The sequence below is a fragment of the Nocardia sp. NPDC051570 genome (assembly GCF_044454005.1).
In the GTDB taxonomy this organism is placed as follows: Bacteria; Actinomycetota; Actinomycetes; order Mycobacteriales; family Mycobacteriaceae; genus Nocardia.
Map to the genome: position 1 here is coordinate 512,416 of NZ_JBITDI010000002.1, position 13,813 is coordinate 526,228.

Genomic DNA, 13,813 nt, shown 5'->3' on the forward strand with positions numbered 1-13,813 from the left:
CGTCAGATGAGGAGCGATTCGATGGCGGTCACACGCGCCGATGTGGCCCGATTGGCAGGCACCTCACCGGCTTTGGTGAGCTATGTGCTCAACGACGGGCCCCGCCGGGTCGCGCCCGCCACCCGGGCGCGCATCGAGGCCGCGATCGCCGAATTGGGTTATCGCCCCAACGTTTCCGCGCGCAGCCTGCGGATGAATCGCGGGCACGCGCTGGGCATGGTGATACCCGATGGGGCCAATCCGTTCTTCGCCGAACTGTCCGCCGCGATCGAGGCCGCCGCATTCGAGCGGGGCTATCCGCTGTTCGTGGGCAATGCCGCCGGGGACGAGGCCCGCGAGCGGGCCTATGTCCAGACCTTCATCGATCGCAGAGTCGAAGGGCTGCTGGCGATCTCGTCGTCGTGGGGCGCCGGGATCGCCGAGGCGTGCGAGGAGGCGGAGATGGTTCTGGTCGCACTCGACCGCGTCATCGATCCGGCGCGCTGCGCGCATGTACTGTGCGATTCGGTGGCCGGGGCACGCATCGCCGTCGACCATCTGATCGGCCACGGCCATCGCCGCATCGGGTGTCTGAGCGGGCCGCATGTCTCCACCGCCGAGGATCGGGTCCGGGGCTATCGCGAGGCGCTGGCGGCGGCCGGGATCGCCGAAGGGCCCGTCGTGCGAACCGATTTCGGGGGCGCGGCCGGTTATCTGGCGCTGTCGCGGCTCCTCGACGACCCACATCCGCCGACGGCGATATTCGTCACCAGCGATCTGCAGGCCATGGGGATGCTGCGCGCCGCCTACGACGCGGGTCTGCGTGTGCCCGGGGATCTGGCCGTCGTGGCATTCGACGGCATCGAATACGCGCGCTACACCCGTCCCGGCCTGAGCACGATGACCCAGCCCACCCAGCGGATGGGACAGGCGGCGGTCGAGCTGCTGCTCGCCCAGATCGACAGTGGCACACCACAACCCGGGGTCATCCGCCTGGCCGCCCGCCTCACCGCGCGCGGCTCGTGCGGATGTCCCGACGAGTTCTGACCGCCCGCGTGCGGTAGAACTCCAGATGCGCCGCCGCGGCGGCGTCCCAATCGAACGCGCGGCCAGCGCCCGGCCGCGCGAGATGTTGGTGCCCTTGGCCAGTGCCGGATGTGGGATCTCGGCCAGGGATTGCGCTTTGCCGGAACCTCACCCAGCCGGAGAGGTCGGTCAGCGACGAAACTCGGTGTGGCGCAATCCCTTATCGGAATTCGAGCGAAGTCCGCGGCGAGAATCGGATGCGGGAGAGTTCGTGCGGCGAAATCGACATCCTGCGCGTTCCGGTCGTCCCGTTGACATGCGAGCGAGTACGGCGGGCCGCCGGTTCACAATCGCGTAACACTTCGGCCCGCACTCGGCGAGCGATCGGCGCGCACCCCGGAGTGAAATGTCTTGTCCGCCTCGTTTACCCGTTGTCCGATGGACATTCGTCCGACCCGATCCGCGGATCTCTGGCATGCTGGTCGGGTAGCAACCGAACCGAAACCGGCAGAGGGGCAGCAGCGCGTCGGGGCGGCGGCAAGCTCGCGCGTACGAAGCGTTGCAGGTGTCGACGGAGGTGTGCAATGACGGCATACAGGCAGGCGCCCGAGGGGGTCGATCCCTCCAAGCCGAATGCGGCCCGTATCTACGACTATCTGCTCGGTGGCAAGGACAACTACGAGGCCGATCGGTTCGTCGCGCAGCGCATGCTCGCCGTCGCGCCGGACACCCGCATGCTGGCCTGGTTCAGCCGCCAATTCCTCATCCACGCCGTCGCGACGGCGGCCGAGGCGGGCGTGCGGCAGTTCCTCGATCTCGGTGCCGGAATCCCCACCTCCCCCGCCGTACACGAGGTCGCCCACAAGACCGATCCCGCGGCACGGGTCGTCTCCATCGATTACGACCCCGTCGTCTACGCGCACGCCAATGCCATGCTGGTCGGCACGCCCAATGTCACGTCCCTCATCGGTGATGTCCGCGATCCCGTCGACCTGATCCACCGAATGCGCACCGACCGACTGATCGATTTCGACCAACCCGTCGCGGTGCTGTGCGTCGGCGTGCTGCATTACATCATGGACAACGAATATCCCGAGCGCATCATCGCCCGATTCCGTGATGTCATGGCCCCCGGCAGCTCTCTGGCCTTCACCCACGGATCCAGCGACAGCGTCGAGGTTTTCATCAACCGGTCCGTCAACGACACCCTCGGCAGCACCGCCCAGGTGCAGTACCGATCGGTCGCCGAGATCGCGACGATGTTCGAGGGCTTCGATATCGTCGAGCCCGGCATCGTGCCGATCCAGCAGTGGCTCGGCGACGATCTCCCGGACACCGGACTGATCCTGCTCGGCGGGATCTGCCGCATCCCCGACTGAGCGCCGCCGCGCACTTCCTTCGTGCGTGGATGTCAATGCTACGTTGGTGAAGGAATCGGCCCGGCGCGGGTGCCCGGCCATCGATCGAGGAGCTGCTGGTGACCGGCCTGTTCAACCCGAAGACCTCTGAGTTCGCCGAATTCGACCCCGAGACCCGGCGCCTGCTGCGCGCCACGGTGGAGTTCTTCGAATCCCGCGGCAAGGCCTGGCTCAAGCAGCAGGACCGGGATCGGGTGTGGTACGCGGAGTTCCTGGAATTCGTTGCGCAGCAACGGATCTTCGCCACCTTCCTCACCCCCGCGGCGGAGGCCGACGGCGATCCGCACAAGCGCTGGGACACAGCGCGCATCGCCATGATGAGCAAGATCCTCGGCTTCTACGGCATGTCCTACTGGTACGTCTGGCAGGTCACCATCCTCGGGCTGGGGCCGATCTGGCAGAGCTCCAATGCCGTCGCCCGCAAACACGCTGCGGCGCTGCTGAATTCGGGCGAGATCTTCGCATTCGGGCTGTCCGAGCAGGCGCACGGCGCCGATATCTACTCCACCGATATGGTCCTCACGCCCGCCGCGGACGGCGGGTTCACCGCCACCGGCGGCAAGTACTACATCGGCAACGGCAATCAGGCGGCGATGGTTTCGGTATTCGGCCGCCGTGGTGATCGGCCGATCATCGACAGCGCCGATTTCGAACGCCGCATGGACGACAGCGAATTCGACGGTTATCTGTTCTTCGCGGCCGACAGCAGGCATCGGAACTACCGGCTGCGCAAGAATGTGATCGATGCCCAGATGTATGTGGCCGCCTTCGATCTGGAGGACTATCCGGTCGCCGAACAGGACATCCTGCACACCGGCCGGGCCGCCTTCGACGCCGCGATGAACACCGTCAACATCGGTAAGTTCAACCTCGGTTTCGGTGCGGTCGGCGCGTGCGAGCACATCTTCCACGAGGCGGTGAACCATGCCGAGCGCCGAATCCTGTTCGGCCACAACGTCACCGAATTCCCGCAGGTGCGATCGTTACTCGCCGACTCCTACGCGCGGTTGATCGCCATGCGCCTCTACAGCGAGCGTGCGATCGACTACATGCGGTCGGCGCACGAAAACGACCGGCGCTACCTGCTTTTCAACGCCATCGAGAAGATGACCGTCACCCGCCAGGGTCAGCGGATCGTGGAGGCGCTGGCCGATGTGATCGCCGCGCGCGGCTTCGAGAACGATATGTACTTCCCGATGGCGTTGATGGGCCTGTTCGGCCTGCCCCGGCTGGAGGGCACGGTACATGTGAACATGGCGCTGGCGCTGAAGTTCATGGCGGGCTACCTGTTTCATCCGGCCGACGCGGGCCTGGCGGCACTGCGCTATCTGCCCGGTGCGGGGATCGCGCCGCAGGGCGTGGTGCGCGCGGTGTCCGCAGGGCTCGGGCGCGGTGGCCGGGCGCTGGGTCCGGCGCTGCGCGCGGTGCCACCACTGCGGGGCGAATTCGACCGCGCCACTTATGATTACGTGCCGATCCGGCGCGATGTCGCCGATGACGATTTCCTGTTCCGGCAGGGTCCGACCAGTGGCCTGGGCCGGATCCGGTTCGCCGACTGGCGTCCGGTGTTCGAGCGGTTCGCCCACATTCCGAACGTGGCGCTGTTCACCGAACAGATTCTCGCACTGCAGACGCTGCTGGTGACCGGTCCGCCGACCGCGGCGCAGCAGCGCGACGTCGATTTCCTGTTCGCCCTCGGCGAGCTGTTCACCCTGATCCCCTATGCCCAGCTCATCCTCGAGCAGGGCGAGATCGAGGGCACCGAGGAGTTCCTGCTGGATCAGATCTTCGATCTGTTCGTGCGCGAATTCTCCGGCCACGCAACGACATTGCATGGCAAACCGGCCGCCACCCGAACCCAGCAGCGGCGTGCGCTGGATCTGGTGCGCCGCCCGGTGGCCGACGCGACGCGGTTCGACCGGGTGGTGCGGCAGGTCCGCGCAATGGCAGGCCAGTACGAAATGAACCCCTGATCAACGCCTGATCGGTACGCGCTCGCCCGCGACGACCACGGCATTGCCGCCGCCGCGTTTGGCCTCGTACATCGCGGTATCGGAGAGCTGCAGCAGATTGCAGCAGGCCGGATCGCCGCCCGTGTCGGCCCACAGCGCGATGCCGACGCTCGCGGTGACCGGCACGGGCAGATCGGGCATGGTCTCGATCGCGCCGCGCAACCGCTCCCCGACCGCGTCACGGACGTCGCGCAGGTGGCCGACGATCACGAATTCCTCCCCACCGGTGCGCACGACGAGGGCGTCCGGATCGGCGGACGCGCGCAGCCGCTGCGCGGTGCGCATCAGAACCTCGTCGCCGAACGAGTGGCCGTAGGTGTCGTTGATCGTCTTGAACCGGTCCAGGTCGACGGTGGCGATATACATTCCGCCGCCCTTGTCGCGCGGGAAGCGGGGCAGGTAGTACTCCATGCCGCGCCGATTCATCAGTCCGGTCAGCGGATCCGACAGTGCGTCGCGGCGCAGGATCCAATAGCAGAACTGGACCAGCGGCAGTATGAATCCGTCGACCACGAACGATACGAGGACCACCACGACGCCCAGGCCGATATCGCCGGCACCGTGCCCGGTTCCGCAGACCAGCATGGCCGACAGCAGCAGGATCGACAGCAACGACCATCCGATGTGGAGCAGCAGATATCGGGGTCCGTGGAAGATCGTCACATATCCCCCGGTGGTCACCAGCAGCGCGCTACCCATCGCTCCGAGGAGACGATCCTGGACCAGTATGTTGTTGGCGGTGATGGCGAGATCGGCGGCGGCCACCCAGATCAGCGATTCGACCTCGCGCGGCCACGACAACAACCACCAGCGCAGCGACCACAGCACGGCGAGGCCGGCCACGATGCCCGCCTGAACGAGGCCCACGGCCCCGTTCTGACCCGACGGCGACATTGCGGCTACCACGGTGATCACGAGCATCACCACGCCCGCGCCGCCGAGCATGCCCTGCAGCGTTCCGAGCGCCCGGTGCGACCGGAGCGTATCGACCAGCCAGTCGTAGTCGATCCGATCCCGCCACCAGGATCGAACCATCAATCCGCCGTCGTTCATCGAACATCACCTCCGCGACGGGAGTCCGAGCGTAACGGGGATCACTTCCATTTGGCAATATCTCGGCTAACCATCCGCCCACAACGGACGAATCGGGCGGCGGCGCGCGGGCCGGAAGTGGTTCGGCGACAGCGGAGTTCGCCGTCCATCGGGCACCTGAGCGGCGGGGGTTGGTTTGCCATAACGGCATCTTTACGGAATCATTACGGTACGAGAAGCCCGATTCATGATGAATCGAACCGAAAGGAGGCGCCCGTGGCATTCACGCACTCCGCGTATTCGACAATGCCATACCTCTCTCCTCGGTCCCCCCGGGTGTAATCGAGTTCCGTTCCGCCACACCGGCTTCGGTCGGCAGGCCCGCGCATGCGCCGCGCTCCGCGGCCCGCCGTCGCAGCGGATACGACCGGCTGGTCGATACGCACCGGGCGCACCGGGCGCACCGGGCGCTCGGAACACGGCACCCCACCCCCGCTCGCCGGTATCCGGATGCGCATGGTCGGCCGCATCGCGGGGGATGTGTTGGTTGTTGTAGGCACGGCGGAGGGCCTCGCGGCCGCCGCCAGAATTGTGACGGATGGCTGAAAGTAGATGGTGGCACACGAAACCGCGCTCGCGCTGATTCAGCTGGGCGCGGTGTTCTTTGGTCTGGGTTTACTGGGTAGGGTCGCCGAGCGGGTCGGAATGTCGCCCATCCCTTTGTATTTGATCGGCGGGCTGGTGTTCGGGCAGGGCGGGCTGGTGCAGCTTCGCTATGCCGACGGATTCATCCATCTGGCCAGCGAGATCGGCGTGGTGCTGCTCCTGCTGCTGCTCGGATTGGAGTACAGCGCAAGCGAATTGGTGACCGGCATGCGCAAATCATGGGCGGCCGGCGTGCTCGATCTGGTGCTCAACGCGACGCCGGGCGTACTGGTGGCGCTGTGGCTGGGCTGGGGCGTCACCGGGGCGGTGACGATGGCCGGGGTCACCTACATCTCCTCCTCCGGCATCGTGGCGAAGGTGCTCGGCGATCTGGGGCGGCTGGGTAACCGGGAGACCCCGACCATCCTGTCGATCCTGGTGTTCGAGGATCTCGTGATGGCCGCCTACCTGCCCGTACTCACCGCCGTCCTCGCCGGTGTCGGCTTCCTGGCCGGACTGCAGACCCTCGGCATCGCACTGGCTGCGGTGACGATCGTGCTCGTGGTGGCGCTGCGCTACGGCCGGTTCGTCTCGATGATCGTCGACAGCGATGTCCGCGAGATCTTCCTGCTCAAACTGCTCGGCGCGGCATTGCTGGTCGCCGGAGTCGCCTCCTCCCTGCAGGTTTCGGCCGCGGTCGGCGCATTCCTGCTCGGCATCGCGATCTCCGACACCACCGCCCACAACGCCACCAAACTCCTCGAACCCCTGCGCGACCTGTTCGCCGCGATGTTCTTCGTCCTGTTCGGCCTGAGCACCGACCCCCGCAGCATCCCGCCGGTGCTGGGCTGGGCGATCGCCCTGGCGGTCATCACCACCCTCACCAAGATGGCCACCGGCTGGTGGGCCGCCCGCCGCGCCGGCGCCTCCCGCTACGGCCGCGCCCGCACCGGCGCCGCACTGGTCGCCCACGGCGAATTCTCCATCGTCATCGCCGGACTGGCCGTCTCCGCCGGTGCCGTCCCCGCCGAATTCGCCGCGCTGGCAACCACATACGTACTCCTGATGGCCGTACTCGGCCCGATCGCGGCCCGCGTCGTGGAACCGGTACTCGGCATGCTCAACCGTCGCCGCCTCGTCAGCCGGTGATCGATAACCCTTGACTTTCCCATCGGGAAAGTGGGAGCCTGACTTTCCAGGTAGGAAAGTGAGGAATCGTCATGGACGATATGGTTCCCGAGCAGGCTCGTGCCGCGCTCGACGCGGTGGATCGCGCTCGGCGGCAGGTGGCCGAGGAGGTCGGGTTGCCGCGTGGTTATTGGTGGGCGATGGCGGCCGGGTGGCTCGTGCTCGGGGTCATCGGGGACCTCGGGCCGCAATGGTTGATCATCGCCGCGACCCTGGCCTTCGGGATCGGGCATTCGATGATCGCGTCGCGGCTGCTCGATGGGCGGCGACGCACGGATCGGCTGCGGGTGAGCGCGGCCGTCGCGGGGCATCGGACACCGGTGGTCGTGGTCGCGATGTTGCTCGCGCTCGTGGTCGTCACGGTCGGGGCGGCCTTGGCGCTCGCGGCCGATGGTGCGGCGCATCCCAGTATCGGGGCGGCGGTGCTCGTCGCGGCGATCGTCGGTTTCGGCGGGCCGGAGATTCTGCGTGTGTTGCGTCGGTGGGTGCGGGCATGACGATGGCGCGGTTCGACGAGCTGATCCATCCCAGCACCCGACTCTCGCTGGTCGCGACCCTCGCCGCCGCGGACTGGGCCGAATTCGCCTATCTCAAGGACCGGCTGGGCCTGTCGGATTCGGCGCTGTCCAAACAGCTCGCGACGCTCGAGGAGGCCGGATATCTCACCACCGAACGCCGCCTCGACGGCAGTCGCCGCAAGGTGCGCGCCCGGCTGACCGATACCGGGCGCGACGCCTTCACCGGACATGTCGCGGCGTTGCGGGCGATCGTCGACGGCGCTACGCCGCCGGGGTCATGACAGTCGGGCGACGTGATCGAGGATGGCGCTCTCGGTCGCGGCCCAGGCCGACGACGCCGGATCGACGAACTCCGCATGCCCGATGCCCGGCAGAATCCGCAGATCGGTCGCGTTGGATGCGCTCGCGGCGGCGATGTAGCGACGGCTCTGGTCCACGGCGACGACATGGTCGCGATCGCCGTGCAGCGCGGTGATGGTCAGCCCGGCCGGGAGATGGTCGATGGGCGAGGCGAACCGATAGCGGTCGGGCACCTCGGCCGGGGTGCCGCCCAACAGCCGCTGCACGAATACATCGTGTCCGGCGGTCGCGGCGAGTTGCGGATCCAGCACGGCGGCCATCACGGTGAGGCTGCGGATCCGGATGCCGTCGGTCCGTGCGGGACGTCCGGCCACCCACGCGGCGAGATGACCGCCCGCGGAATGTCCGGCCAGATGAACTCGCCCCAGGTCCAGCCGATTTCCCGACCGCCACTGCACCACGGTGCCCAGCGCGCCGACCGCATCGTCGACATCGGTGAGCGTGGTCGGCCACCCACCCGCACCGTTCACCCGCCGGTATTCGACATTCCAGACCGCGACACCCTGCTCCGCAAGGACTTTCGACTGCCGATCGAATTGCGTCAGATCCCGGCTCTGCGCCCAGCCGCCGCCGTGGATCAGCACGACCACCGGATACGGGCCGGAACCATGCGACGGCAGATACAGATCGCCGAACGTCTCCGCCGCCACGCGATAGTGGATGCGCACCGGCTCCCCGACGCGCACGGAGACGGCGTCGACGGTGACGATCGCGGGCGCCACGGGTTGTACCGCAACGGAACCGGCTACGGCGACGGCGGCCCCCAGCGCCAAGGCAACAGCAGCGCCGCGTAATCGGCCTCGGGTTCTACTCGACACCCGCGGACATCTCCTTCTTCGGTGGTCACGTCGCCGACACCGTACTCCGCCGCGGTGTCGCCGGGGCACCGTCGATCGTCCAGCCGATGAACACGTGACGAAACCAACACGCGCCCCGACACCTCACCACCAGTGCAGCAACGGCTGCAGCGCGCGCCCGAGCGCACCGGCCAGAGAATGCGAATAGGCGGGGGTGAAGTGGTGTTCGTCGTGATAGACGAGGACATTGCCCTCGACCACCGGACAGACCGCGGGCTCGCAGACCGCGTCGGTGAGATCGATCGGGAATACGCTGGGATACCGTGCGGCCGCGGCGATCTCGGGGTTCACCGGGTCCAGCGCGTCCGGGCGCGGCATACCGCAGCTGATCCGGTTGCCGCCCGCGGCCAGGCAGTCGATGGCCTTGTAGCGCACACTGTCGCGCCGCAGCCACGGGGTGTCTCGGATGACGATCGTATTCAGCCCGTGCTGGGCCAGCGCCGACCAGACGTCGAGGTATTCGGCGGGCGTCTCGTCACCGGAATCGTCGCGCGGCCGGGTGCCGGTGGTGAACACCCAGTCGGGCCGATCGTCCCCGAGCCGATCGATCACCTCGCGCGACCAGTCGCGGCAGTCGGGATTGGGTTGACCCTTATAGGACACATCGTCGGACAGGGTGAGCGGGCAGCCCATCTTCAGATACACCCGGATCCGGAACGAATGCTGCGCCGCGAGCACCTGCAGCGCCGGAATCCAGTGTTCGGCATGGGAACTGCCGACCACCGCGAGTGTGCGGGTGGCGTGCAGATCGCCGTAATCGCAGGTCACCACGTCGCGAGTATCCCAGTCGGCGATGCAGCCGTCGACGGTCGGCGGCGGCAGCGCCCCCGGGGCCTCGAGCAGGGTCGGCCGCATCCGCATATGCGGCGTGGGCGCACCGGCCGCGAGCGCCTCGGCGCCCGGATACAGCACCGGATCGAGCGCGCCGACCGCCTGCGCCGGATTCAGATGCACGACCGCGAGCTGCCACACCGCGGTCGTGCAGACCACGGCCACGGCCACACCCGCGACCGCGAATCCGGCCACCCGGGAATACCACAGGGGCACACCGGAATTCGATCCCGCCGGGGTCCGCCCGCGCAGCGGTTCCTCGATCCAGCGATGGGTCGCCCACGCCAGCGCGACCGAGATCGCGATGACGGCCGCGCCGTCGCCGAGTCCGGCATGCGCATGTCCGCGCTCGGCGAGGTAGAAGATCAGGATCGGCCAATGCCACAGATATAAGGGATAGGCGATATCGCCCAGCCAGCGCACGGATCGGCTCGACAGGATCCGATTGGGCCACGGTCGCCGCTCGGCGGCGAGCCGATTGCCCGAGACGATCACCGCCACGCCCGCGCAGACCGGCAGCAGCGCCGCCGGACCCGGGAATCGGTTGGCGCCGTCCAGAATCAACCAGCCACACAGCACGACCCCGGCGAGTCCGAACCACGCCAGCACGATTCGCACCACCCGCGACGGTGAGATCGCGGCCGCGGCCACCGCGAGCGCCGCGCCCGCCAGCAGCTCCCAGCCGCGCGCGAACGTGTCGTAGTAGTTCCACCCCTGATGATTGGCCACCCCGTGCGCGGCATAGGCGAACGAGGCGACGCCCGCGACCACCGCGATCGCACCGACCATCGGCCGCACCCGGTCCGGGCGCCCGATGCGCCGGCACAGCCAGGCGACCGCCGTCACCGCCAGCAGCGCGATCAGATAGAACTGCCCCTGCACCGACATCGACCACAGATGCTGCAGCGGACTCACCGACGGATCGGCGGCCAGATAATCCGACCAGGTCAGCCCCAGCCGCCAATTCTGGTAGTAGAACAACGATGCCAGCGTCTGGCCCGCGATCTCCGACCACTGGGTGTAGGGCCGAAGGATCAGCGCCGCGGCCACGACCGCGGCGAGCACCACGACCAGCGCGGGCAGCAACCGCCGGGCGGTGCGCCGCAGCGTGGCGGCCACGCCGACCGATCCGGAATCGGCCCGGCGCAGCAGCAGCCCGGTGAAGAAGAAGCCCGACAGCACCAGGAAGACGTCCACCCCGCCCGAGACCCGGCCGAACCAGATGTGGAACACCACGACCAGGCCGATCGCCAGCCCGCGCAGCCCATCCAGGTCGGACCGGTAGCCCGCGGTGTCCCGGCCGGGCCGGACGACCGGGGCCGCGGACCGCACCACCCCGCCCATCACCGGCCGCTGACCATGTTCGCGGTCTTCCGGCTCGTCGTCGGGGGAACGATGGGTGGCCATGACATGACAATTCTCTTACCACGGCTAAAAACGGGAAGCCACTTACACAGACTTCCTCACACTGTCACCGTTGATTCACGGCAACTCACCGACCGTCCGCACGATCTCCTCGGCCACCACGCCGGGCTCGGACACCGGCACCGCATGTCCGGAGTTCGCCGCGAACATATGCCGGCCGCGGGCATAGCGCCCCGCCCGGGCTCGGTGGCTCGCGGTGGCCGCCGCGCGCACCCGCGTGCCCATCCCCGCCGACGTGCGCGCCCCGGAGATGATCGTGACCGGAATATCGGCCGCGGGCGGCGGATCCGCGCGCAGGACGGACAGGTCGTCGATCAGGGTCTCGATCTCCGCGGCGCGAGTGCGCATGGCGGCCACGGTGAAACCCTCGGCCCGCATCTCCGCGCGCGCATCTGCGGGCAGCACCGCGAGCAGATCGCGGAAGCACAGATGCAGCAGGCCCGCCCGCGCGAGCAGGCTGCTGCCGGTCTGGCCGATCCGTTCGGCGCGACGCATCGCCGGAGTGAACAGCGCATCGCAGTCCTCATCGGTGGGATCGACCAGGATCGCGCCCGCGATATGTTCCGCCGCCGATCCGGTCGTGGCCACCCGCGCGATCGTTGCGCCCCAGCTGTGCCCGACCAGCACGAATCCGGCCGGGCGATACCGCCGAGCGAGATGGTCGAGCAGCTCGCCGAGGTCGGCCACGACCCGGCTCAACCCGCGCGAATCCGGATCCGGCGCACTGCGTCCCAGGCCGCTGCGGTCATAGGCCACCGACGCCACCCGATCGCCGAGGGCGACCTGAACCGGTGCCCAATACGATCTGCTACACGCGAGCCCACCCTCGAACACCACGATCGGCGCGCCCGGTACGCCCCCGCCGCGATGCGTATAGAACAGTTCCCTCCCATCGCGAGTCGAGAATGTCCCGGGCTCGCCCTGACTGTGCACTGCGCTCATGTACTCCCCACCTTCCGATCTCGACAATCGGTAAGGCTAGCCTGAGCAGTGCGGCGCAAGGAGATTCAGATCAGCGCCCACGCGGTGGACAGGGCATGCCGCAGCGCCTGTTCCATCTCGTCGAACTGGGTCTGGCCACAGATCAGCGGCGGGGACAGCTGAATCACCGGTTCGGCCCGATCGTCGGCGCGGCAGTGCAGACCCGCATCGAACAGGGCATGGGAGACATGGCCTTTCAGGATGCGCGTGGCATCGGCGTCGGTGAACTTCTCCTTGGTCGCCCTGTCCTTGACCAGCTCGACCGCGTAGAAGTATCCGGTGCCACGCACATCGCCGACGATGGGCAGGTCGTAGAGCTTCTCGAGGGTCGCGCGGAAGGCCTGCTCGTTGGCGCGCACATGATCGTAGATTCCCTCCCGCTCCACGATCTCCAGATTCGCCAGCGCCACCGCGCACGACACCGGATGCCCGCCATAGGTCGACCCGTGCATGAAGGTCTGCCCGTTGTGGAACGGTTCCATCAGGCGATCGCTGATCAGCACCGCGCCCAGCGGGGCGTATCCGGAGGTCAGGCCCTTGGCGGTGGTGATGATATCGGGCTGGTAGCCGAACCGGTCGGCCCCGAATTCATAACCGAGCCTGCCGAATGCGCAGATCACCTCGTCGGAGACCAGCAGCACATCGTGACGGTCGCAGATCTCGCGCACCCGCTGGAAGTAGCCCGGCGGGGGCACGAAACAGCCGCCGGTGTTCTGCACCGGTTCGAGGAAGACCGCCGCGACGGTGTCGGCGCCCTCGAACAGGATCGCCTCCTCGATCCGGTCGGCGGCCCAGCGGCCGTAGGCCTCGTAATCCTCGGCATGTTCGGTGGCGCGGTAGAAGTTGGTATGCGGCACGCGCTGGGTGCTCGGCACCAGTGGCTCGAAATCGGCCTTGGCGCCCGGGATTCCGGTGATCGACAGCGCGCCCATCGAGGTGCCGTGATAGGCCATCGAGCGGCTGATCACCTTGTGCTTGGTGGGTTTTCCGGTCGCCTTGAAGTACTGGCGGATCAGTTTCCACGCGGTTTCGACGGATTCGCCGCCGCTGACGGTGAAGAACACCCGATTCAGGTCGCCCGGCGCGGCCGTGGCCAGCCGGTCGGCCAGTTCGATCGCGGTCGGATGCGCGTAGCCCCACAGCGGGAAGTAGGCCAGATCGCGCATCTGCCGGGCCGCGGCGTCGGCCAGTTCGGTGCGGCCGTGGCCGACCTGCACCGCGAAAAGCCCTGCGAGACCGTCCAGATAGCGCCTTCCGTGGGAATCCCAGATATAGGCGCCCTCACCGCGCACGATCACCGGAACGTCGTCGCCGGTCATACCGGTATGGGAGGTGAAGTGCAGGAACAGGTTGTCGCGGACCACCCGGGAGGAATCCTGGGTGGTCGGAGTATGGCTATCGGCAATCGCGGTCACAGTGGGCTCCTCGAGACGGAACGAACGCCTCGGTTATGCCATACGAAGTTCCGGGCGCGCAATAGAATCCGTTGCTCGAATGGGAGTCCGACTGCGAAAAGAAGCGCTATTCGCCGCCCCGGCTTC

The 13,813-nt window shown here is 67.7% G+C and carries 11 protein-coding genes; 6 read left to right on the forward strand and 5 right to left on the reverse strand.

The window, feature by feature from the left end:
• Nucleotides 1–21: 21 nt before the first annotated feature.
• The 3 genes from ACIA76_RS06060 (at nucleotide 22) to ACIA76_RS06070 (ending at nucleotide 4,396) form a co-directional block, all read left to right on the forward strand.
• Nucleotides 22–1,026 (forward strand): LacI family DNA-binding transcriptional regulator, encoded by a 1,005-nt coding sequence (locus ACIA76_RS06060; protein ID WP_397149001.1) that lies wholly within the window; start codon nucleotides 22–24, stop codon nucleotides 1,024–1,026.
• 563 nt (nucleotides 1,027–1,589) lie between these two features.
• Nucleotides 1,590–2,384, forward strand: a complete 795-nt coding sequence (locus ACIA76_RS06065; protein WP_397149003.1) for an SAM-dependent methyltransferase — start codon at nucleotides 1,590–1,592, stop codon at nucleotides 2,382–2,384.
• A 95-nt stretch (nucleotides 2,385–2,479) separates the two neighbouring features.
• Nucleotides 2,480–4,396 (forward strand): acyl-CoA dehydrogenase family protein, encoded by a 1,917-nt coding sequence (locus tag ACIA76_RS06070; protein WP_397149426.1) that lies wholly within the window; start codon nucleotides 2,480–2,482, stop codon nucleotides 4,394–4,396.
• On the opposite strand, the gene ACIA76_RS06075 is transcribed toward ACIA76_RS06070, so the two are convergent.
• Nucleotides 4,397–5,488 carry a diguanylate cyclase domain-containing protein gene (locus ACIA76_RS06075; protein ID WP_397149005.1) on the reverse strand — a complete coding sequence of 364 codons (1,092 nt, stop codon included), beginning with the start codon at nucleotides 5,486–5,488 and terminating at the stop codon, nucleotides 4,397–4,399.
• 591 nt (nucleotides 5,489–6,079) lie between these two features.
• Between ACIA76_RS06075 and ACIA76_RS06080 the strand changes: the two genes are divergently transcribed.
• The 3 genes from ACIA76_RS06080 (at nucleotide 6,080) to ACIA76_RS06090 (ending at nucleotide 8,099) form a co-directional block, all read left to right on the forward strand.
• Nucleotides 6,080–7,261: a cation:proton antiporter gene (locus ACIA76_RS06080; RefSeq protein ID WP_397149008.1), complete on the forward strand. Its 1,182-nt coding sequence runs from the start codon at nucleotides 6,080–6,082 to the stop codon at nucleotides 7,259–7,261.
• A 71-nt stretch (nucleotides 7,262–7,332) separates the two neighbouring features.
• Nucleotides 7,333–7,797, forward strand: a complete 465-nt coding sequence (locus ACIA76_RS06085) for a hypothetical protein (protein ID WP_397149010.1) — start codon at nucleotides 7,333–7,335, stop codon at nucleotides 7,795–7,797.
• Nucleotides 7,794–8,099 carry a transcriptional regulator gene (locus tag ACIA76_RS06090; protein WP_397149011.1) on the forward strand — a complete coding sequence of 102 codons (306 nt, stop codon included), beginning with the start codon at nucleotides 7,794–7,796 and terminating at the stop codon, nucleotides 8,097–8,099. Before ACIA76_RS06085 ends, ACIA76_RS06090 begins: the two co-directional genes overlap by 4 nt.
• On the opposite strand, the gene ACIA76_RS06095 is transcribed toward ACIA76_RS06090, so the two are convergent.
• The 4 genes from ACIA76_RS06095 to ACIA76_RS06110 form a co-directional block, all read right to left on the reverse strand.
• Nucleotides 8,094–8,996: an alpha/beta hydrolase family protein gene (locus tag ACIA76_RS06095; protein WP_397149013.1), complete on the reverse strand. Its 903-nt coding sequence runs from the start codon at nucleotides 8,994–8,996 to the stop codon at nucleotides 8,094–8,096. The genes ACIA76_RS06090 and ACIA76_RS06095 overlap by 6 nt on opposite strands.
• A 123-nt stretch (nucleotides 8,997–9,119) precedes the next feature.
• Nucleotides 9,120–11,210, reverse strand: coding sequence for an acyltransferase family protein (locus ACIA76_RS06100; RefSeq protein WP_397149428.1), 2,091 nt, complete (start codon nucleotides 11,208–11,210; stop codon nucleotides 9,120–9,122).
• A gap of 138 nt (nucleotides 11,211–11,348) precedes the next feature.
• Nucleotides 11,349–12,233: an alpha/beta fold hydrolase gene (locus tag ACIA76_RS06105; protein ID WP_397149015.1), complete on the reverse strand. Its 885-nt coding sequence runs from the start codon at nucleotides 12,231–12,233 to the stop codon at nucleotides 11,349–11,351.
• A 65-nt stretch (nucleotides 12,234–12,298) separates the two neighbouring features.
• Nucleotides 12,299–13,687, reverse strand: a complete 1,389-nt coding sequence (locus ACIA76_RS06110) for an aspartate aminotransferase family protein (protein WP_397149017.1) — start codon at nucleotides 13,685–13,687, stop codon at nucleotides 12,299–12,301.
• Between the last annotated feature and the right edge of the window lie 126 nt (nucleotides 13,688–13,813).